The 19,795-nt window shown below is 73.9% G+C and carries 16 protein-coding genes and 1 pseudogene; 3 read left to right on the forward strand and 14 right to left on the reverse strand.

What is annotated here, in order from left to right; all coding sequences use genetic code 11:
- Position 1: 1 nt before the first annotated feature.
- The 4 genes from VFZ92_RS40365 to VFZ92_RS40380 are packed head-to-tail and all read right to left on the reverse strand — an operon-like array spanning position 2 to position 5,356.
- Complete coding sequence (locus VFZ92_RS40365) at positions 2-1,156, reverse strand: CHAT domain-containing protein (RefSeq protein WP_330883096.1); 1,155 nt, start codon at positions 1,154-1,156, stop codon at positions 2-4.
- Positions 1,150-3,084: a hypothetical protein gene (locus tag VFZ92_RS40370; protein WP_330883098.1), complete on the reverse strand. Its 1,935-nt coding sequence runs from the start codon at positions 3,082-3,084 to the stop codon at positions 1,150-1,152. The genes VFZ92_RS40365 and VFZ92_RS40370 overlap by 7 nt, the downstream gene beginning before the upstream one ends.
- A complete protein-coding gene (locus VFZ92_RS40375) occupies positions 3,081-4,085 on the reverse strand; it encodes a hypothetical protein (protein ID WP_330883100.1) in 1,005 nt (334 codons plus the stop codon). The genes VFZ92_RS40370 and VFZ92_RS40375 overlap by 4 nt, the downstream gene beginning before the upstream one ends.
- Positions 4,082-5,356, reverse strand: coding sequence for a hypothetical protein (locus VFZ92_RS40380; RefSeq protein ID WP_330883102.1), 1,275 nt, complete (start codon positions 5,354-5,356; stop codon positions 4,082-4,084). Before VFZ92_RS40380 ends, VFZ92_RS40375 begins: the two co-directional genes overlap by 4 nt.
- Before the next feature lie 213 nt (positions 5,357-5,569).
- On the opposite strand from VFZ92_RS40380, the gene VFZ92_RS40385 reads away from it, so the two are divergent.
- Both VFZ92_RS40385 and VFZ92_RS40390 read left to right on the forward strand, forming a co-directional pair.
- Positions 5,570-6,679, forward strand: a complete 1,110-nt coding sequence (locus VFZ92_RS40385) for a PA2928 family protein (protein ID WP_330883104.1) — start codon at positions 5,570-5,572, stop codon at positions 6,677-6,679.
- 30 nt (positions 6,680-6,709) lie between these two features.
- The gene (locus tag VFZ92_RS40390) at positions 6,710-7,489 is read left to right on the forward strand and encodes a hypothetical protein (protein ID WP_330883106.1); all 780 of its coding nucleotides are present in this window, start codon (positions 6,710-6,712) and stop codon (positions 7,487-7,489) included.
- An 89-nt stretch (positions 7,490-7,578) separates the two neighbouring features.
- On the opposite strand, the pseudogene rho reads toward VFZ92_RS40390, so the two are convergent.
- The 3 genes and pseudogenes from rho to VFZ92_RS40405 all read right to left on the reverse strand — a co-directional run.
- Positions 7,579-8,682: pseudogene (rho, locus tag VFZ92_RS40395) on the reverse strand (transcription termination factor Rho); the annotation flags it as partial.
- A 291-nt stretch (positions 8,683-8,973) separates the two neighbouring features.
- Positions 8,974-11,313 carry a glycoside hydrolase family 65 protein gene (locus tag VFZ92_RS40400; RefSeq protein WP_330883108.1) on the reverse strand — a complete coding sequence of 780 codons (2,340 nt, stop codon included), beginning with the start codon at positions 11,311-11,313 and terminating at the stop codon, positions 8,974-8,976.
- The gene (locus VFZ92_RS40405; protein ID WP_330883257.1) at positions 11,310-12,041 is read right to left on the reverse strand and encodes a beta-phosphoglucomutase family hydrolase; all 732 of its coding nucleotides are present in this window, start codon (positions 12,039-12,041) and stop codon (positions 11,310-11,312) included. Before VFZ92_RS40405 ends, VFZ92_RS40400 begins: the two co-directional genes overlap by 4 nt.
- Positions 12,042-12,454: 413 nt before the next feature.
- Here VFZ92_RS40405 and VFZ92_RS40410 point away from each other — a divergent pair, with 413 nt between their 5' ends.
- Positions 12,455-13,690 carry a hypothetical protein gene (locus tag VFZ92_RS40410; protein WP_330883110.1) on the forward strand — a complete coding sequence of 412 codons (1,236 nt, stop codon included), beginning with the start codon at positions 12,455-12,457 and terminating at the stop codon, positions 13,688-13,690.
- A 235-nt stretch (positions 13,691-13,925) separates the two neighbouring features.
- Here the strand turns inward: VFZ92_RS40410 and dmpG are convergent, their stop codons facing one another.
- The 7 genes from dmpG to VFZ92_RS40445 are packed head-to-tail and all read right to left on the reverse strand — an operon-like array spanning position 13,926 to position 19,765.
- Positions 13,926-14,996 (reverse strand): 4-hydroxy-2-oxovalerate aldolase, encoded by a 1,071-nt coding sequence (dmpG, locus tag VFZ92_RS40415; RefSeq protein WP_330883114.1) that lies wholly within the window; start codon positions 14,994-14,996, stop codon positions 13,926-13,928.
- Entirely contained in the window at positions 14,993-15,901 is a 909-nt protein-coding gene (locus VFZ92_RS40420; RefSeq protein ID WP_330883116.1) for an acetaldehyde dehydrogenase (acetylating), read from the reverse strand. The genes dmpG and VFZ92_RS40420 overlap by 4 nt, the downstream gene beginning before the upstream one ends.
- Positions 15,898-16,683 (reverse strand): 2-keto-4-pentenoate hydratase, encoded by a 786-nt coding sequence (locus tag VFZ92_RS40425; RefSeq protein ID WP_330883118.1) that lies wholly within the window; start codon positions 16,681-16,683, stop codon positions 15,898-15,900. The genes VFZ92_RS40420 and VFZ92_RS40425 overlap by 4 nt, the downstream gene beginning before the upstream one ends.
- Position 16,684: 1 nt before the next feature.
- Positions 16,685-17,614 carry a 2,3-dihydroxyphenylpropionate 1,2-dioxygenase gene (locus tag VFZ92_RS40430; RefSeq protein ID WP_330883120.1) on the reverse strand — a complete coding sequence of 310 codons (930 nt, stop codon included), beginning with the start codon at positions 17,612-17,614 and terminating at the stop codon, positions 16,685-16,687.
- The gene (locus VFZ92_RS40435) at positions 17,611-18,489 is read right to left on the reverse strand and encodes an alpha/beta fold hydrolase (RefSeq protein ID WP_330883122.1); all 879 of its coding nucleotides are present in this window, start codon (positions 18,487-18,489) and stop codon (positions 17,611-17,613) included. Before VFZ92_RS40435 ends, VFZ92_RS40430 begins: the two co-directional genes overlap by 4 nt.
- The gene (locus VFZ92_RS40440; protein WP_330883124.1) at positions 18,486-18,989 is read right to left on the reverse strand and encodes a cupin domain-containing protein; all 504 of its coding nucleotides are present in this window, start codon (positions 18,987-18,989) and stop codon (positions 18,486-18,488) included. The genes VFZ92_RS40435 and VFZ92_RS40440 overlap by 4 nt, the downstream gene beginning before the upstream one ends.
- Positions 18,989-19,765: an SDR family oxidoreductase gene (locus VFZ92_RS40445; protein WP_422664579.1), complete on the reverse strand. Its 777-nt coding sequence runs from the start codon at positions 19,763-19,765 to the stop codon at positions 18,989-18,991. Before VFZ92_RS40445 ends, VFZ92_RS40440 begins: the two co-directional genes overlap by 1 nt.
- Between the last annotated feature and the right edge of the window lie 30 nt (positions 19,766-19,795).

Consider the following 19,795-nt stretch of genomic DNA (forward strand, 5'->3'; position numbering starts at 1 on the left):
GTCAGCGCGGCGTCGGTGTCCAAGCCGTGCCGAACGCGGCCCACACGACGGGGGAGAGCGCCGGGTCGCCGGTCCTCTCCCACTCGTCGGCCTGGGCGCGCTGCCAGGCGCACTGGGCGGCGACGGGGTCCGGTGAGGACTGGGCCCGGTCGATCGCCCGCACGGTCGGCACCAGCACCGGGGTCGTCGGGAAGTGCGGGACCAGGTGGCGAAGGCCCGCGTCGGTGGGCAGGGTCCAGCGGGTGGCGGTGGTGTACTCGGCCCCGCCGTGGACCATGGCGGCGACCAGGCCCGCGGGTTCGGCGAAGCGGGTGTCGCCGCCGCTGTCGCAGGCGATCAGGGCCACGCGGTTGGGGACGCGCCACGGGTTCGGGGCACCGGGGCGGTGGCCCAGCGCGATGTCGGCCGCGGTGAGGGGGCGGTGGGCGCCGATCGGCGCGGCGCGGCCGGTCGTGGTGGTGCCGCACGACAGGTGCAGGCGCGAGTCGAGGGCGTGGTCGCCGGTGGTGACGTGGCCGACGTAGAGGAAGCGGGACGCGTCGGACAGCGCCCGCTCCAGGTCGTCGCGGTCCACGTCGGACCGCTCGAACGGCGAGTCCGGGCCCAGCACGGAACCCAGCGCCGAGGTGTCGGTGAAACCGGGCACCACCGGGTCGACGACCGACACGACCGTCCCGTGCGGACTGAACGGCGACGCCCGGCGGCCGTGGGCGTTGCGGACCGTCGCCGGGGTGAGCACGGAGACGTCGGAGTGGTGCACGGTCCGCTCGCCCTCGTCGACCCGCAGCGACTCCCACGGCACCAGCGCGGTCGACGGCGACGGCTGGATCCGCAGGTGCGGCCTGATCCCCTGCTCCAGCAGCGCGTTCAGCTCCCCGCCGAGCTGACCGGGGAACACCGCCCCCGCCAGCCTGCCCGACAGCTCCCGCTCCCGCGCGAGGTCCAGCAGCGGGCCGTGGGTGAGGGACCGGACCAGCGCCTGGTCGGCGCGCTCACCCGGCAGCGGTGACGGGACGGCCCGCGCCCAGTCGGCCAGCGCGTCCCGCACGAGGTCGCGGGGGAAGCGCCAGGCGCGCGGCCGGTCCGGCTCGTGCTCCCAGCGCCACGACACGTACAGGTCGCCCGCGTCCACGAACTTGAGCTGCACCGCTACCACGACGACACCGCCTCGGCCGAGCGCACGGGCAGGCCGTAGCGCCGCTGGGCCAGGTCGATCCACGGGTCCAGTTCGGACGGTGTCGCCGGGTCGACCCGCACCCGCGGCGGCAGCACCAGGTCCGCCGCGAGGTCCGCGCTCGCGACCCGCGGGAACGACGCGGCGTAGGGCAGGTGGTCCTCGGCGGGCGGCGCGGGCAGCGTCACCAGGTCCTCGCGGGCGACCGCGTGCGCCCCGTCGGTGTGCAGCGAGACCGTCGCGGTCAGGTGGTCGACGTAGGCGGCGGCGAGCCGCACGTCGCCGAGCGAGCCGATGGCGGCGAACGCGGCGCGGGTCGCGGGCGCGGCGGCCAGCGCGATCCAGCGTTCGCGCAGCGGACCGTGCGCGAAGCGGTGGCGCACGGCCTCCGCGGCCAGCGCCGCGGGCAGGGCGAGGTCCAGCGCCCGGCGGCACAGGTCGACGTCGGCGGCGGTCGCGGACCGCAGGATCGCGTCCGCCCGCCACCAGGCGATGCCGATGGCCACGTGCCGCAGCCCGGCCGCCTCGCTGACGGCCGTGGCGGAGGCGTACTCCTCGTCGGCCCCGGCGTGGTCGCCCAGCGCCTCCCGCGCGCTGCCCCGGACCTGGTGCAGCGCGATCCGCTCCACGGGGGTGGCCTGCTCGCCGAGCCGGTCGCTCACCTCGTCGAGCAGCGGCAGCGCCTCGGCGGGTGCGCCGCGGCTGATCGCGACGGCGGCCCGGCCGTGCAGGCACACCGCGAGCCCGCGCGGGTCGTCGTGCAGGAGGTCGGAGGCCTCGGCGTAGAGGGCTTCGGCCCGGTCGCCGTCAGAGCCCAGGTACGCCAGGCGCGCGAGGCTGAGCAGCGCGCCCGCCTCGGTGGGCCGGTCGCCCGTCGCGGCGGCCAGGTCGCGGGCCAGCGCGTGGTGCTCGGCGCTGCCCGCCAGGTCGCCGGTCGAGCCCGCGATCTCGGCGAGCGTGACGTGCAGGCCCGCGGCGAGGTGCGGCTCGCCCGCGTGGGCGAGGTCGAGCGCGGCCGTCGCCTCGGTGGACGCCTCGCCGAACCGGCCGTTCGTGGCCAGCACCCTGGCGCGCACGGCCCGCAGCTCCACGGTGTCGGCGAACCGGGACGCCTCGTCCAGGTCGGCCAGCGCCTCGGTGGCGCGGGAGGCGTGCCCGAGGTGCTGGGCGCGCACCAGCAGGGCGTTGACCAGCACCCCGGACGAGCCGGCCTGCTCCGGCACGGAGCGCGCCAGCTCGATCGCCTCGGTGCTCCACCGCACCGCGTCCACCAGGCCCGCGAGGTTGCCCGCGACGGCGGCCCGGCTCACCACGGCCTCGGCGTCCTCGGACAGGAGGGTGGCCCGGTAGGCGGCCTCGAACGCCGCCACGGCCCCGCGCACGTCACCGGCCCGCGCCAGCGCCGTGCCGCGGACGTTCAGCGCGACGCACGCCTGCCACGGCTGGGCCTGGTCGAGGTGCGCCAGGGTCGCGCGGGCGTTCTCGGTGAACTCCGGGTGCCGCTCCGCCGCCAGCGCCTCGGTCCGAGCCTCGTCCACCCTGCCCACGACGCCCAGCAGCCCGGCCCGCACGGTCCGCAGCAGCGCGGCCTCCCGGTCCGGGGCGTCGACGAGCCCGCGTTCGGTGTCCGCCCAGGCCTCGTCCCACCGGCCGAGCCGGAGCAGGGTCTCCGCGCGGGACGCGAACGCGGTGGCGCGCAGCGCGTCGTCGTCGGCCACGTTGACGGCCTCGGTCAGCAGCCCGAGCGCCTGCTCGGGGTCCACGACGAACACCAGGTTCAGCAGCGTGGTCACGCGTTCGGCCGGGGTGGTCGCGGCGTCGTGGGCGGCGCGCAGCGCGGTCTCGGCGCGCGCGAGGTCGCCCTCCTGGAGCAGTCGGACGCCCTCGTCGTTCAGGGCCCGGCACGTCACCGGCGGCCCGCCCGTCGTTCGGTGAGCGTGGCCGTCGGCGAGCCCACCCTGGACCGCGCGTAGGCGACGATCGCGGCTCGCCGCGTGCGCGCGTCGGGGTCGGGATCGGCGGCGGGGGAGGCGAAGTCGGGCGCGTACACGGTGAGGACGCGCTGGGCGGGTGGCAGCAGGAGCACGGTCGGCGGGACCGGCGCGCTGCCGGTGAGGCGGCCGAGCCCGTCGGTGTCGTCCAGCGCCACGTCGACCTGGCCGAAGCGCGCCGCCAGCCGGGTGCCCCGCCGGGGACCGGGGGAGACCGCGACCTCCAGGAAGGTCGAGCCCCGCCGCCGGACCACGGACCACCGCGCGTCGGCGGCGGCGTCCACGACCCCCTGCGGCACCAACGCCCAGTCGACGACCTCCGCTCCGCTGAGGACGGTCACGCCGTCGGCCCGCTCGCCGCCGCCCGCCGCCAGCGCGAACGACGACCGGCTCGGCACGGCGGCCTCGGTGAGCACGACCCCGTAGTCCTCGGCCAGCGCGACGAGCCTCGCGGCGAGGGCGTCCACCGCCGGGTCGGCGGTGAACGGCCCGACCGCCGCGAGCGCCCGTTCCACGGCGTCCTCGTCGTCCAGCAGGTGCTCGACCGAGCCGGTCGCCACCGCCAGTTCCGCCCGCAGCAGCGCGGTGTCCAGCGCCGGGACACCGGCCGTCGGGGAGGCGGGCCACCACGCCTCGGCCCAGCGCAGGTGCGCGACGACCCGTGCCGCGTCCCGGACCCGCCAGTCGCCCTCGGCGGCCACCGTCACCTCGGTGGCGCCGTCCGTGACCGCGGTCCCGTAGACCTCCCACAGCCAGTCGGCCGCCCGGTCGAGGTCGTGGATCCGGGCGCTCGGCACGGGGTCGTCGGCCAGCACGTCCCACGCGAGCACCGCGCCCCGCGCCTCCAGCAGCGCCGTCCGCTCGGCGTGCGGCGGCCACGGGCCGACGCGGACCTCGGTGTCGGTGCGCTCGACCCTCACGACGCACCCCCGTCGGACCGGCGGCGCAGCGCCGACCGCAGCCGGTCGCGCTGGTCGAGGATCACCGAGCGGAGCACGCCGTCGAGCACGTCCCACAGCTCGTCGGCCGTCACGGTGTCGTGGCGCAGCTCGCGGCCGTGCACCCGCACCCAGAGCCGCCGCTGGTAGGCCTCGCGGACGCCGTCCACGTCGGCGCGCACGCCGTCGGGCATCGACGACGGCATCCGCAGGGCGCGGTGCACGTACGCCTCGCGGTCCCAGCGCAGCCGCAGCCGCGCCGCGGCCCCGCCCACCGGACCCGGCGGGCCGCCGACCAGGGCGGCGGTCGCCTCCCAGCCCAGCGCCAGCACGACCCGGCCGGTCTCGTCGGCGAGCTGCCACGGGCCCGCCGACCGGGAGACCTCCTGGCGCACCAGCGCGGGCACGTCGTCCAGCGCGTCGCGCAGCGGACCGGTCACCGCCGCGAACAGCCGCTCCACCACGGACCGGTCGAACGGCTTGGGCAGGTTCTGCTTGGACGCGCCGTGCCCCGGCACCGGGCGGACCGGCCGGTCGAGGTCGGTCAGGCCGCGGACCCGCGCGCCACCGGGCAGGTCGAGGTCCGCGGCGCTCCGGCTGCCCGCCGCGTCCGCGACCAGCGCCGCGAACAGTGCCCGGTCGGGCGCGGTCGCGCAGGTGGCGAGGAACGCCTCGGGGCGCGCGGGGCCCGGCGCCCGCCTCGGCACGGGCGGGTGGGCCCAGGCGGCGTCGAGCAGCCGGGTCAGCTCGTCGCCGTGGCCGGCCACGAAGTCGCGGACCCCGGCCAGGGTCGGACCCTCGCGCCGGTGGACCTCCGCGAGGACGGCGGCGGCCCGGCGGGCGACCGCGGCGGGCTCCCCGCGCGGATCGCCGTGAGCACTGGCCAGCTCGTAGCAGCGCTGGAAGTAGAGGTCCTGCGGGTTGCCGTCGGTGATGCCCGCCCGCCGCCGTTCCTTCTTCAGCACCAGGAACCACGCGGCCGTCGCCGCCAGCACCGGTCCGGCGGCCGTGATCCGGTCGCGCAACGCGTCCACGTGCTCGATCCCGACCGCTCCGGCCGCGAAACCGGGGTTCTGCACCGGGCGCAGCACGAGCGGGTCGAGGATCAGCTTCACCGTGCGGGCCAGCGGACGCCCCTCGGGGTTGCTCAGCGGGGCCACCGCGTCACCCAGGGCCTCCCACGCCCGCGCGATCAGCAGCCCGCGCGGCAGCGCCGCTCCGGCGGGTGCCGCGCGCGCGTGGACGGTGCTCACCAGCCGAGCGTAGTGCCTCGACCGCCGCCCTCCACCGTGTCCTCGACGCTCAGCGCGGAGCCCCGCGGCACCGCGACGCACCCGTTCGGCCGCCGAGCACGGGCGAGGGCCGCCGGTCGACGTGCCGCCGCGACCGCCCGTTCCTGTGATCGGTAGGCGGGACCGGCGTCGGACGCTCTCCCCACACCGCACGACGAGCCGGGGGAGCCACCCATGTACCAGTCACCGAAGGACTACACGCCGCAGCCCTACGGCCAGGTCGCGCCCTACGAGATGCCCCGCCCCGCCCGCCGCCGCGTCGTCAAGGCGCCGGTCCTGCTCCTGCTGCCCCTGCTGTTCTTCGGGTTCATGTTCTTCGGGTTCTCCTACCTGGTCTCGCCCGAACCGGACGTCGAGATCAAGCCCGGCGTGGGCTTCGCCGCGGTGAACGGCCGCCAGGCGGTGCTGGTGCCCTACGAGCGGCACGGCGCGCGCGGCATGTTCCAGCTGATGGTGCGGGACCTGTTCCAGGTGCGGCTCGCCGCGACCGACCCGGCCACCGGCGACGTCCTGTGGGACGTGCAGCTCTCCGACGAGCTGGTCTGGGACGCGCGGGTCCTCGCGGCGGGGGAGCGGTACGCCTACGTCGCCACCGGGTCGGGCCTGGTGATCGTGGACCTGCACGACGGCGCGCTCGTCGCGCGGGGCTCCGACGTCCAGGGCCTCGGCGGCTCCTACGTGGCCGCGCCCTCGGCCTACGGCTACGACCCGGACGACCGGCGGGTGCTGGCGATGACCGCCACCGGCGCCGTGCTGGCCCTGCCGCTGGACGAGGTCGTCGCCACACCGACCGACCAGGCCACCACGGCCGTCTGGCTCGCCACCCTCTCGGCCAGGCCCACCACCACGCCCGCCACGTCGAACAGGGCCGCGCTCGGCGCGGGCGACCGGGTCGAGCTGCGACCCCGACCCGCGGGCGGTCCCGGTGGCGTCCTGGTCCGCGTCGGCGCCGACGGCACCGAGACCAGGGTCGGCGACACCCCGTTCCACGGCGCGAGCATCGTGCTCGACGGCGCGACGGCGGCAGGCTCGGTGTCCGGGCACGTGCTGGTCAAGCACAACCGCACGGTGAACGACACCGGCACCGAGATCAGCGCCGTCTCGCTCACCACCGGAGCGGTCACCGGCTCCCTGGCCGTCGACTCCTCCCCCCAGCGGGCCGTCACCCGCGAGGACGGCACGGCCGTGATCGCCGCGGGCGGCGTGCTCGTCACCAGCGGACCGGACGGCCGGGTCACCGCGGTGCCCGTCGGCGCGACCGACTTCCTCGGCAACCCCTCCTGACCACCACCCACCCTGGAAAGAGGAACCACCATGAAGGCCATCGCCTGGACCGTGCTCGTCGTCGGGCTCGTCTGCACCGCCCTGTTCATCACCACCGGGCTGACCGGTGACGACCAGCTCGCGTGGCTCAACGGCTGGCTCGCCGGACCGATCGTCCTGCTCTTCGTCGCACCGGTGCTGTTCTCCCTCGCAGGCAAGCTCGGCGGCGGTTTCGCCGCGCTGACCGGGGGCGTGCCGAAGGCGTTCCTCGGCGCACCGATCGGCATGGGCACCGTCGTCGGTGTCGCCAGGACCGGCCTGAGCGTCAACGACCAGCCGCAGCTCGACATCCAGCTCGACGTCGACACCCCCGACGGCCGGACCTTCCGCGGCACCGCCCGCCAGATCGTCGACCTCACCGAGATCGGCTCCGTGCAGCCCGGCGCGGTCCTGCCCGTGCGGTACCTGCCGGACGGCCGGGTCGCGCTCGCCACGGACGCCGCCCAGCACGAACTCCAGGCCGCGCTCGACCACGTCCAGCTCGCCAAGGGCCACATCACCCCGCAGCAGCTCCACATCGCCCGCAGCGGCGTGGAGGCGCAGGCCGTCGTGCTGGCCATGTCGCCCACCGGCGAGGTCCGTCAGGGCCGGTCGGTCGTCCAGCTCACCCTGCGGGTCACGCGGCGCGACCAGAGCCTGTTCGACGTGACGCAGGAGAAGGCGCTGCCGCCCACCGCGTCCCGCCACGTGCAGCCCGGTTCGGTCGTCCGGGTGGTGTACCTGCCCCACGACGAGTCCGAGGTGGCGGTCCTGCTGCCCCTCACCGCCTAGCGGTGGTCCGGGGGGCCCGCGCGGGCGCCGCGCCACGACGAGGCGGCGCCCCGCACGCGGATCGACGCGCTGTTCGGGGCCTGGGCGGCCTACCGGTCGAGCTGGGTGAGGAACTCGATGTTGGTGCGGGTCTTGCGCAGGCCGTCGAGCAGGACCTCGATGGACTGGAGGCTGTCGCGGCTGTCGAGCGCGCGGCGCAGCGTGCGCGTCACGGCCAGTTCCTCCGGCGACAGCAGGAGCTCCTCCTTGCGGGTGCTGGACTGCTCGACGTCCACGGCGGGGAAGACGCGCTTCCCGGCGATGCGGCGGTCGAGCTTCAGCTCGGCGTTGCCGGTGCCCTTGTACTCCTCGAAGATCAGCGTGTCGCCCGCCGACCCGGTCTCCACCAGCGCGGTGGCGAAGATGGTCAGCGAGCCGCCGCCCTCGATGTTGCGGGCCGCGCCGAGGAACTTCTTGGGCGGCAGCAGGGCCGCGGAGTCCACACCGCCGGACAGGACCCGGCCCGACGCGGGCGCGGCGAGGTTGTAGGCGCGGCCCAGCCTGGTGAGGGAGTCCAGCAGCACCACGACGTCGTGGCCGTCCTCGACCAGGCGCTTGGCGCGCTCGATCGCGAGCTCGGCGATGGCGACGTGGTCGGCGGGGGACTGGTCGAACGTGGAGGCGATGATCTCGCCCGGCACGTTCCGGCGCATGTCGGTGACCTCCTCCGGGCGCTCACCGACGAGCACGACCATCAGGTGGCACTCGGGGTTGTTCTTGCCGATCGCGTGCGCGATGGCGTGCAGCACGGAGGTCTTGCCCGCCTTCGGCGGCGCGACGACCAGCGCGCGCTGGCCCTTGCCGACCGGCATCAGCAGGTCGATCACGCGGGTCGTCAGGTTGGTCGGGTCGGTCTCCAGGCGCAGCCGCTCGTCGGGGTGGATCGGCACCAGGTCGGTGAAGTCCTCGCGGGACAGCGCACGCGCGAGGTCACCGCCGTTGACGGTGTCCACACGGGCCAGTTGGAGCGACCGCTGGCGCCTGTCGTCGCGGGGGGTGCGGGCCGCACCGGTCACGAGGTCACCGCGCCGCAGGCCGTGCTTGTGCGCGATCTGCGTGGAGATGACGGCGTCCTTCGGGCCGGGCAGGTAGCCGGACGTGCGCAGGAACGTGGAGTTGCCCCGCACGTCGACGACGCCGGAGACGGGGACGAGCTGTTCGACCGTGAACGGGTCGGGGTTTCGGAGCAGGGTTGAGCTGGTCATGGGTGATGTCCTTCCACCGCAACGGTTGTGCGTTGCGTCGAATTCCGCGACAGGGCGCGGGTGTGGGGTGAAGGACCCGGAGTTCACACGGTCGTCGTCACGAGGACCGGAGCGGGAGGCCTTCGGCAGATCCGCGGGAGGCATCGCCATCGTCCGCGGGGATTGTGGCCAATGGTAGGCCAGGAGGTGCGCCTTGGCAACAGGTCTCCCGGCTCGCGCCGGGAGACCCGTGCCACCGGGTCAGTTCGTCCCGCGGTGCGCGGGCTGCCTGCCGTGCGGCTGCCTCGGCTCGTCCCGCCGCGGCGCGGCGGGGATCGGCAGCGTCACGTCCGCGCCCGCCTCGACCACGATCGGCTCGCCGTGGTGCTCCGTCCGGAACGGGCCGCCGGACACGATCCGGTAGGTCGCCGATGCGCGGCCGATCTCCACGGACAGCCTGGTCCCGCGCACGAGCATCCGGAACGCGAGCCGGTTCAGCGCCGGGGGCAGGCGCGGCGCGAACGTCACGTGCCCGTCGTGGTCGCGCATCCCGCCGAACCCGGCCACGACCGCGTTCCACGCGCCCGCGAGCGACGCCATGTGCAGTCCGTTGTGGACGTTGTCGTGCAGGTCGTGCAGGTCGGTGAACGCCGCCTCGGCCAGGTAGTCGTAGGCGAGGTCGAGGTGGCCGACCTCCGCGGCGAGCACCGCCTGCGTGCTCGCCGACAGCGAGGAGTCCCGCACCGTCCTGGCCTCGTAGTAGGCGAAGTTGCGGGCCTTCTGCTCGGCGGTGAACGCGTCACCGCGCAGGTGCATCGCCAGCACCAGGTCCGCCTGCTTCACCACCTGCGCCCGGTACAGCCCGAAGTACGGGTAGTGCAGCAGCAGCGGGTACTTCTCCTGCGGGGTCCCGGCGAAGTCCCACTCCGCGTGCTCGGTGAAGTCCTCCGACTGCTGGTGCACGCCGAGCATGTCGTCGAACGGCAGCACCACGTGCTCGGCCGCGTCGCGCCAGTCCGCGATCTCCTCGACGTCCACCCCGAGCCGCTCGGCCACGTCGGTGTGCCGCTCGCACGCGGCGATGGCGCTGCGCAGGTTCCGCTGCGCGATCAGGTTGGTGTAGACGTTGTTGTCCACGATGGCGGAGTACTCGTCCGGGCCGGTCACGCCGTCGATGCGGAAGCCGCCGCGCTGGTCGTGGTGCCCGAGCGACAGCCACAGCCGGGCCGTCTCCACGAGCAGCTCGACCCCGGACTCGCGCTCGAACTCCCGGTCGCCGGTCGCGTCGACGTACTGGGCGGTGGCGTAGGCGACGTCACCGGAGACGTGCATGGCCGCGGTGCCCGCGGGCCAGTACGCCGAGCACTCGGCGCCGTTGATCGACCGCCACGGGAACGCCGCGCCCTTCAGGCCGAGCACCTCCGCGCGCTCCTTGGCCTTGTCCAGCGTCGAGTGCCGCCACCGCAGCGCGTCCCGCGCCGCCTCGGGCACCGTGTAGGTCAGCACCGGCAGCACGAACGTCTCGGTGTCCCAGAACGCGTGCCCGTCGTAGCCCGGCCCGGTGAGGCCCTTGCCCGCGATGGCGCGGGACTCGCCGCGCGCCCCCGCCTGGAGGATGTGGAACAGCGCGAAGCGCACGGCCTGCTGGAGGCCCTCGTCGCCGTCGACCTGGATGTCCGCGACGTCCCAGAAGTCGTCCAGGAAGCGCCGCTGCTCCTCCAGCAGCCCCTCCCACCCCGTTTGCAGGCCGCCCGCGAGCGCGGCCTCCACCTGCGCGCGCAGCGCGGGCACCGACCGCTGCCCCGACCAGCCGTAGCCCAGGTACTTGGTCAGCCGCAGCGTCTGGCCCGCCTTCACGTCCACGGCCGCGGTGAACCGGGCCATGTGCTCCTCGACGTGGATGTCGGTGCGCATCCCGTCGTCCACCTCGATCTCGTGGTCCATCGCCGCCGCCATCCGCAGGCCCGAGCTGCGCGCGTGGTGCGCCAGCACGGCCCGGTTCTTCTCGGCGAACGCGAAGTCGGCCACCAGCGGGTCCTCCAGCGCGACGGCCACCCGAGGGTCGCTCTCACCGCGCTCGACCGGCTCGTTCGCCAGCAGGTCGGACTGCACGACCAGCTGCGTGTCCTCGGCCACCTCGACCTCGTAGCGCACGGCGGCGACGGCCCGCTGCGTGAACGACACCAGCCGCTCGCTGCGCACCACCACGCGCTTGCCGGTCGGCGACACCCACTCGGTGCGCCTGCGCAGCGTCCCGGTCCGGAAGTCCAGCACCCGCTCGTGCTCGACGGCGCGCCCGTAGCGCATGTCCAGCGGCTCGTCCTCGACCAGCAGCCGGATGATCTTGCCGTCGGTGACGTTGACGACCGTCTGGCCCGCCTCCGGGTAGCCGTAGCCCGCCTCGCCGTAGGGCAGCGGGTGCTCCTCGTAGAAGCCGTTCAGGTACGTGCCCGGCAGCCCGCGCGGCTCACCCTCGTCCAGGGTGCCGCGCAGCCCGATGTGCCCGTTGGACAGGGCGAACGTCGACTCGGTTCGCCGCAGCTCGTCGACGACCAGACCCGACCAGCGCAGCTGCCACGGTTCGACCGAGTAGCCGCTCATCGGCGCCGCGCCAGGAGGTCGGCGAGGTCGGCCACGACCACGTCGGCGCCGTGCTCGACCAGCGCGTCGGCCTGGTTGCCCCGGTTCACGCCGACCACGTGCCCGAACCCGCCGGCCCGACCGGCCTGCACACCCGCCAGCGCGTCCTCGAACACCGCGGCGGACCCCGGCTCGACGCCGAGCGCCCGCGCCCCCGCCAGGAACGAGTCCGGGGCCGGTTTGCCGCGCAGACCGTCCCGCGCGAGCACGACCCCGTCGATCCGGGTGTCCACGAACGGCGTGAGACCCGCCTTCTCCAGCACCAGCTCCCCGTTGGCCGACGCCGTCACGACCCCGATCGGCAGCCCTGCGGCCCGCACGGCCTCCAGGTACCGCACGGAGCCGGGGTACGCCGTCACGCCGTCCCTGGCGATGATCGACTCCAGCAGCCGGTTCTTGAGGTTGCCCACCGCGTGGACGCTGCCGTGACCGGGCTCGTCGTCGGGCTCGCCCTTGGGGAGGTCGACGTTCCGCGACGCCAGGAACTCCCGCACGCCCTCGTAGCGCGGCCTGCCGTCGACGAACCGCAGGTAGTCGGACTCGGTGAACGGGCTGAACCCGTCGCCGTCGCGCTCCCGCAGCAGGTCGTCGAACGTCGTCCTCCACGCCCGCTGGTGGACGGCGGCCGTGCTGGTCAGGACCCCGTCCAGGTCGAACAGGACGGCGGTGATCCCCTCGGGCAGCCCCACCGCCCCAGCGCCCTGCTCGCTCACGACTCCGGCGACCTCCGCCGTGATGACCTCGCGCCCACTCGACACTCGTGCCCCTCCGCCCACAACAGGTCCGGCCGGGGTACCCCGGCTCCTCCAGGTTGAACCACGGTCCGGGCTCCCGCCATCTCAGCGGACCGGACCGGGTTCGACGCCCACCAGGTGGTCGCGCCGCTCGGCCGGGGCCAGGTCGCCCACCAGCCCGCGCGGCGCGCGGGCCCCGTCCGGGTCGACGTCGAGCAGGCCGACCGCACCGTCCCGGCCCGACGCCCCCGGCCACCACGTCGAACGGGGCAGGCGAGTGGTCGTCGACCTCGCCGATCAGGGGTGAAGACGTCGTGCCCTGGCGCGGTGGTCGCCATGACGGGATCCTCCGGGGCGGGTGGTCCAGCGTGCGCTCGGCGGAGGTGCTGGTGGGCGGGTACCGGGTGTTGCTCTCGCGGTCGTCGACGTGGTGGTGGATGGTGGCGACGGTCGCCACCCGGCTCGCGGTGTGCACCGTTCCGCTGGCCGTCGTGTTCATCGCCGAGGCGCACACGGGGTCCTACGCGTGGGGCGCCGTGGTCGTGGGGGCCTACGCGGTCGGGGAAGCCGTCGCAGCGCCGTGGATGGGGGCCCGGTTCCAGCGCTGCCCGCTGCGGGCGGAGCTGCGTCGGGTGGCCGTGGTGGAGGCGGTCGCGTTGGTGGGGGTCGTGGTGGCGCTGCGGGGCGGGGTGCCGTTGGGGGCCGTCGTGCTCGCCGCCGTCGGTGGGGGAGTGGCCAGCGGGACGTTCGGCGGACTGCGGACGGTGCTGGTCTCCTCGGCCCTCGGCGAGCGGGAGAGCGCGATGGCGCTCGACGTGATCGTGAACCAGGTGTGTCAGATCGCCGGGCCCGCGTTGGCCGCCGGGGCGGTGGTGCTGGGGGAGCCCGACGTGGCGCTGCTGGCCGTTGCCGCCGGGCTGGTCGCGGTGGTGGGTGTGGCGGGGCGGTTGCCCGAGTCGCTGGGTGGGTCTGCGGCTGGGGCCGGTGGGGCGGTGGGCGTGCGGGTCCTGCGGGTCGTGTGGCCCTCGGTGGTGGTGGCCGTCGTGGTGATGGCTTTGCAGGCCGTGGTCGAGGTGACGTTGCCCGGTGTGGTGGAGGGGCGTGGTGGGGCTGCCGGGTGGGCCGGGGTGGCGTTGTCGTTGCTGGCCGTCTTCAGCGTGGTGGGCAGTTTCGTGTACGGGGTTCGGCGGTGGCGCGGGTCGGTGCTGGGGCACACGCTGGTGCTGGCTTCGTTGTTCGGGGGCGTGGTCGTCGGGGTGGGGGTGGTGGGGTCCGTCGTCGCCACGGTGGTGCTGGTGGGCGTTGCCGGGTTCTTCCAGGCTGCCGCCAGCACCGCTCGCGGTGTGAGCGTCGCGGAGGCCCTGCCGGTCGAGGAGTGGTCGGTGGCGTTCTCCGTTCTCTACTCCTGTGGGGCTGTGGGGTTTGCCGTGGCCAGCGGGGTGGCTGCGGTGGTGTTGGCCGGTGGGGGCGGGGAGGGGTTGTTGGTGGGGACGGGGGTGGGGGGTTGTGCGGTGTTCTTGGTGGTGGGGGTGGTTCGGGTCAGGGGCTCGGTGGGGCGGGTTGTTGCTGGTTCCGGTGGTCGGTGGTGGCGTCGGATCGGGTAGTTGAGGTCGTGTCGGGATCGGGTGGCTGCTGATCGTGTCGGGGTCGGGTTGCTGTTGGGCCCGTGGGGTCGGGTGGCTGCAAGTCCGTCGGATCCGGTAGCTGCAAGTCCGTCGGGTCGGGTGGCCGCGAGTCCCAGCGGTGGTGGCCGATGTGACTCGGGGACCCCTCGATTTGACCCTGTGATCGGGCTAAAGGGCAGGTGGTGTCAACCTGCCCGATCTACCGGGGTAAGGGTCAAATCCCCCGAGTAAAATCGGCCACTGGTTTAGGGAAAGCCGTGTCTTCCTGTTTGCTGTGGTTGGGTTTTGTCATACTTAGGGCTATGTCTTGCAGTAGGTCTTCTTGGCCGCCTACCAGGCCTTGTTCGCCTGCTTTTATCAGTAGTTGTCTTACTTCTGCGTTGTGGGTTTTTGCTGCTGTTTCCGCGTGTCTTAGGAAGCTGGAGTAGACGCCTGCGTAGCCCAGGGTCAGGGTGTCTCCGTCCACTCTCACCGGGCGGTCCTGTAGTGGGCGGACCAGGGTTTCCGCTGCGTCTTGCAGGGCGAAGAGGTCGCAGTTGTGGTGCCAGCCCTCCAGGGTCGCCACGGCGATGAAGGGTTCCAGTGGGCAGTTGCCCGCGCCTGCGCCGTGGCCCGCCAGTGAGGCGTCTACCCTGGTGGCGCCCTCTTCCGCTGCTGCCAGTGAGTTGGCTACCGAGAGGGAGAGGTTTTCGTGGGCGTGGATGCCGATTTCTGTTGTCGGGGCTAGTTTTGTGCGGTAGGCGCGGATTCTTTCCCGTACGTCGTTCACTGTCAGCCTGCCCGCCGAGTCCGTCACGTAGACGCAGTGCGCGCCGTAGGACTCCATGAGTTTGGCTTGTTCTGCCAGTTCTTCCGGCGATGCCCTGTGGGACATCATGAGGAAGCCGGAGACGTCCATGCCCAGTTCTCGTGCGGTCTCGATGTGCTGTGCCGAGACGTCCGCTTCGGTGCAGTGGGTGGCGATCCTGATCGAGGTGACGCCCATGTCGTGGGCTCGTTCCAGGTCGGCCACCGTGCCGATCCCCGGTAGCAGCAGCGTGGTGATGCGTGCTCGGGTGACGGCGCCGGCTACGGCTTCGATCCACTCCCAGTCGGTGTTGCTGCCAGGGCCGTAGACGAGGCTGCCGCCGGAGAGGCCGTCGCCGTGGGCCACCTCGATGGCGTCCACGCCTGCCGCGTCGAGGGCCGCGGCCACCTTCGCCGCCGTGGCGGGGCTGAGGTGGTGCTTGGTGGCGTGCATGCCGTCTCGCAGGGTGACGTCCTGGACGTACAGGCTCCTGGTCATGTGGTGGTCTCCGCGATCCGCTCGCCGACGCGGAGGGCCGCCGAGGTCATGATGTCGAGGTTGCCCGCGTAGGCGGGGAGGTGGTGGGCCGCCCCCTCGACCTCCAGGAACACGCTGACCCTGTGGGTGACCGCGCTGTCTCCCACGAGGGTGTGCACGGGGCCGTCCAGGGGGGTGATCTGGACCGGGCGCTTGAGGCGGTAGCCGGGGACGTAGGTGGCCACGTCCTCGACCATGCGTTCCACCGCGTGGGTGATGGCGCGGTCGTCCGGGTCTTCCACCAGGCAGAACACGGTGTCGCGCATGACGAGTGGTGGTTCGGCCGGGTTGAGGACGATCACCGCCTTGCCGCGCCGCGCGCCGCCGACCGATTCGATGGCGGCGGCCGTGGTCTCGGTGAACTCGTCGATGTTGGCCCTGGTGCCGGGGCCCGCGGACCTGGAGGCGATGGAGGCGACGATCTCCGCGTAGGGCACGTGGGTCGTGCTGCCCACCGCCGCCACGACGGGGATGGTGGCCTGGCCGCCGCAGGTGACCATGTTGAGGTCGCGGGCGTCCAGGTGGTGGTCGAGGTTCACGGCGGGGACGACGAACGGGCCCAGTGCCGCCGGGGTGAGGTCGATCAGCCTGATGTCGTGCGGTGCCAGTGCTCGGGCGTTGGCCTCGTGCGCCTTGGCCGAGGTGGCGTCGAAGACGATGCGGACGTCCTCGAAGCCCGGCATGGCCACGAGGCCCTCCACGCCGCCGGAGGTGGTGGGCACACCCAGGCGGTCTGCTCTGGCCAGCCCGTCGGACTCCGGGTCGATGCCCACCAGCGCGCCCATCTCCAGGCGTTGCCCCACGCGCAGCACCTTGATCATCAGGTCGGTGCCGATGTTGCCCGACCCGATCACGGCGACCTTCACGACCGGCCCCCGGTGAACAGGGCCGCCACGTCGCCGAGGCCGCTGATCTCCGCGCGGAAGCGGTCGCCGGGGATGACCGGCACCATCGGGCCCAGCGCGCCGGACAGCACGACCTCGCCCCGGCGCAGGGGACGGCCCCGGTCGCGTGCGGTCGCGGCCAGCCACGCCACGGCCAGCAGGGGGTCGCCCAGGCAGTCCGCGCCCGTGCCCGTGGACACGACCTCGTCGTCGCGGCTCATGGTCATGGTGCACGCGGCCAGGTCCAGGCCGTCCAGGGGGACGGGGCCGGAGCCGAGCACGAACAGGCCGGAGGAGGCGTTGTCGGCGACGGTGTCGAGGATGCCGATGTCCCAGCCCTCGATCCGGCTGTCCACGACCTCCAGCGCGGCGACCACGTGGTCGGTCGCGGCGGCGACCTCGGCGGGGCCGATCTCGTCCTCGGTGAGGTCGTGGGCCAGCACGAAGGCGATCTCCGCCTCGATCTTCGGCTGGAGCGTGCGGGTGATGTCGACGGGCAGGCCCTCGGGGCACACCATGTCGTCCAGCAGGAAGCCGAAGTCGGGCTGGTCCACGCCGAGCTGCTCGCGCACGACGGGGTTGGTCAGGCCGATCTTGCGGCCCACGACCGACGAACCCGCCGCGATCCGCTCGGAGAGCCACGTGGACTGCACCCGGTAGGCGGCGTCCACGTCGCCCACGGGCAGCAGGTCGCGGATCGGGGGACAGGGGCGGCGACCCGCTCGCGCGGACGCCAGTCGGAGGTACGCCTCGGTCGTCGTCATGTCAGCGCACCTCGAAGCTCGTGCCGATGCCCATGCCGGTGATCCACTCCGGGACGGGCTCGTAACTGGTCCACCGCAGCGGTTCCCCGACGGCGGCCTGGCCGATCAACCACGCCCGGACCTCGTGCCCGCCGCTGCCCGCGCTGTCCTCCAGCGCCGCGTCGCCGAGCGCCGCGATCGGCGCGGTGTCCGCCGCCGAGAGCTGCGTGAGGAACCAGTCGTCCCACTCCGCGTTGACCCTGGCGTTCGGGTCGCCGCCCATCGCCCGCACCCGCGGCTCGCGCGCGGCGGCGAACGCGCGGACGTCCTTGCGGCCGTGGATGACCGACTCGCGCCGCTCCCCGTCGACCTCGCGCGGGTCGTTGGACGGCAGCCAGTGCGACAGCCCGCCGCTGGCGACGACCAGCACCCGCCCGGCGAACGCCGACGAGCGGATCGCGTCGCCGAGCGCCACACCGAGGCGCACGCAGCGCTCCATGCTGGGCAGCGGCGGTGCCGCGGTGTTGACCACCAGCGGCACCAGCGGGATCGGCGCACCGCCGGACACCATCTCGTAGGACTGCACCACGCCGTGGTCGACGGTGAGCGAGTACGACAGCGACAGGTCGAACCCGTCGGCCGCGAGCCCGTCGCGGATCGACCACGCGAGCTGCGGGGCCACCGGCAGCGGGCCGGAGCGGCTGTCGAAGTCGCCGAACCCGATCGCCTCCTCCACGCCGAGCACGAACGGCGGCATGACGTCGTAGAAGTTGGCGTGGAAGTGGTCGGGGCCGATGACGACGATCGCGTCGGGGGCCAGCTCCGCCACGGTCCGCGCCACGCGCTCGGTGCCCGCGAGGAACGCGCCGCCGGGCTGCGACGGGTCGCTCGGCGGCGTCATGGTCGCGAAGGGGGAGTGGGACATGCCCACGAAACCGATGATCTCGCTCATGAGGGGTCCACGGCGAGGACGAGGAAGTCGTGGTGCGCGCGCAGGTACTCGGCGGGCTTCTCCCACTGCGGCCAGTGCCCGGCGTCGGCGATCACGTGCAGCCGCGCGTCGGGCAGCCACCCCAGCAGCACGTCCGCCTCGTCGAGCCCGCCGGTGGGGTCGTGCTCGGTCCACAGCAGCAGCGTCGGCGCGGTGACCTTCCCGACCCACGACGGGTCCCAGGCGAAGTCCTCGCGCACCACCGGGTCCTGGAGCACGAGCGTGTTCTCGATCGCCTGGGTGAAGCCGGGGCGGCTGTACACCGCGCGCCGCAGGTTCACCAGTTCGTCGGTCACCATCTCCTTGTGGTGGAACAGGAACTCGACGCGGCGGCGCACGGTCTCGTCGCTCGGGTCCCGCACCGCGGCCCTGGTGCTGTCCCGCATCCTGGCCATGACCTCGGGCTTGTTCGCGATGTTGCCCGGCGTGTTCAGCACGAGCCGGTCGACCCGCTCGGGGTGGTGGGCGGCGGTCCACGCCACGACCCAGCCGCCCAGCGACTCGCCGGACAGGTGCGCGGACCCGATGCCGAGCGCGTCCATCAGCCCCAGCAGGTGCGCCGACAGGACGTCGATCGTGTACGGGAGGTCCGGCAGGTCCGACCAGCCGTGGCCGACCATGTCGTAGGCGGTGACGCGGAAGTCCGCCGCCAGCCCCGCGATGTCGCGGGCGTAGGCCTCCAGGTGGCCGCCGGTGCCGTGCAGCAGGACCAGGTCCGGCCCCTCCCCGGCCTGCAACACCCTGGTGCGGACGCCGTCGACGTCCACGTGGCGGAGCTGGTGGTCGACGTCGGCCAGCTCCCCCCAGACGCTGATGTGCTCGGGCAGGGCGCTCATGAGGTCTCCTCCGTGAAGCGGGCGCGGGCCTCCGCGAGGGTCGCCAGGCCCGCGCTCTGCCGCCGTCCGACGCCGAGTGCGGTGAGCAGCCGGGAGTTCTCGATGGTCAGGAACTCGACCGGGTGCTCGGTCGAGTCGTTGTGGTGCCGGTGCCACGTCCACGGCGGCGTGTAGACGAAGTCGCCGGTGGACCAGCTCTCGGTCTCGTCCTCGACCTCGCTGTGGCCGTCGCCGGAGATGACGTAGTGCACCGTCTCGTGGTGGTGGCGCTGCATGTCCGACGTGAGGCCCGGCGGGATCGTCTGCCGGAAGATCTCGAACGTCGCGGTCGGCAGCTTCCCCGCGATGGACAGCGTCGTGGGGTTGTGGACCTGCGCGGCGGGCAGGGTCTCCAGTTCCGCGGCGCGCACGACCACCGGCCGCAGCGCGCTCGGCCGCACGGTGTCGGCTATGGCGCCGAGGAACTCGGCCATGCTGAAGTCCGGTCCGGACTGGGCCATCAGATCGTCTCCGTTCGTCCACCGTCGACCGCCAGGACGGTCCCGTTCACGTAGCTCGCCGCGTCGGACGCCAGGAACGCCACGGCGGCACCGACCTCCTCCGGTTCGCCCGCCCGGCCCGTCGGGACGTGCGCGGCGTCCTCGGCGGCGACGTCGGCGAGGTCGCGGCCCGCCGCCGCGGCGCGCTCGCCGAGCACCTGGGCGCGGCGCTCGGTCGCGGTGGCGCCGGGGGCCACGCAGTTCACCGTCACGCCCTCGGCCGCGAACTCCCGCGACAGCAGCTTCGCCGCCGCGGTCACGCCGGAGCGCAGCACGACCGACGTCGCCAGGTCGGGCTGCGGCTGCCGCACGGCCGAGGACGTCACGAACACCACCCGGCCGAAGCCGCGTTCGGCCATGCCGGGCAGCGCCAACCCGGCCAGCCGCAGCGGGCCGAGCAGGAGCAGGTCGAACGCCTCCCGCCACTGCTCGTCGCCGACGTCCAGGATCCGGCCCGGTGGTGGGCCGCCCGCGTTGAGCACGAGGACGTCGAGCGAGCCGAAGCGGTCCACGACCTCCGTCAGCGCGGCGTGCGCGGCACCCGGTGCGGACACGTCGTTCACGAGCGCGAGCACGGTGGCGCCGGTGCGGTCCCGCAGCCGGGCCGCGGCGTCCTGGAGCACGTCCTCCCGACGCCCGGTGATGACGACCTGGTGGCCCGCGCGGGCCAGGTGCTCCGCCGTGGCGTGGCCGATGCCCGCGGCACCGCCGCCCACGAGTGCGGTCCGAGTGCTGATGGCTTCCTCCTGGGGAGATCGTCGCGACGG

The organism is Umezawaea sp. (assembly GCF_036375055.1).
GTDB lineage: Bacteria > Actinomycetota > Actinomycetes > Mycobacteriales > Pseudonocardiaceae > Umezawaea.

Bases quoted from the DNA above. Each gene is read 5' to 3' on its own strand.
- VFZ92_RS40385 (WP_330883104.1), top strand. From the start codon at position 5,570: ATGTACCAGTCACCGAAGGACTACACGCCGCAGCCCTACGGCCAGGTC.
- VFZ92_RS40390 (WP_330883106.1), top strand. From the start codon at position 6,710: ATGAAGGCCATCGCCTGGACCGTGCTCGTCGTCGGGCTCGTCTGCACC.
- VFZ92_RS40400 (WP_330883108.1), bottom strand. From the start codon at position 11,313: ATGAGCGGCTACTCGGTCGAACCGTGGCAGCTGCGCTGGTCGGGTCTG.
- dmpG (WP_330883114.1), bottom strand. From the start codon at position 14,996: ATGACCAGGAGCCTGTACGTCCAGGACGTCACCCTGCGAGACGGCATG.
- VFZ92_RS40425 (WP_330883118.1), bottom strand. From the start codon at position 16,683: ATGACGACGACCGAGGCGTACCTCCGACTGGCGTCCGCGCGAGCGGGT.
- VFZ92_RS40430 (WP_330883120.1), bottom strand. From the start codon at position 17,614: ATGAGCGAGATCATCGGTTTCGTGGGCATGTCCCACTCCCCCTTCGCG.
- VFZ92_RS40435 (WP_330883122.1), bottom strand. From the start codon at position 18,489: ATGAGCGCCCTGCCCGAGCACATCAGCGTCTGGGGGGAGCTGGCCGAC.
- VFZ92_RS40440 (WP_330883124.1), bottom strand. From the start codon at position 18,989: ATGGCCCAGTCCGGACCGGACTTCAGCATGGCCGAGTTCCTCGGCGCC.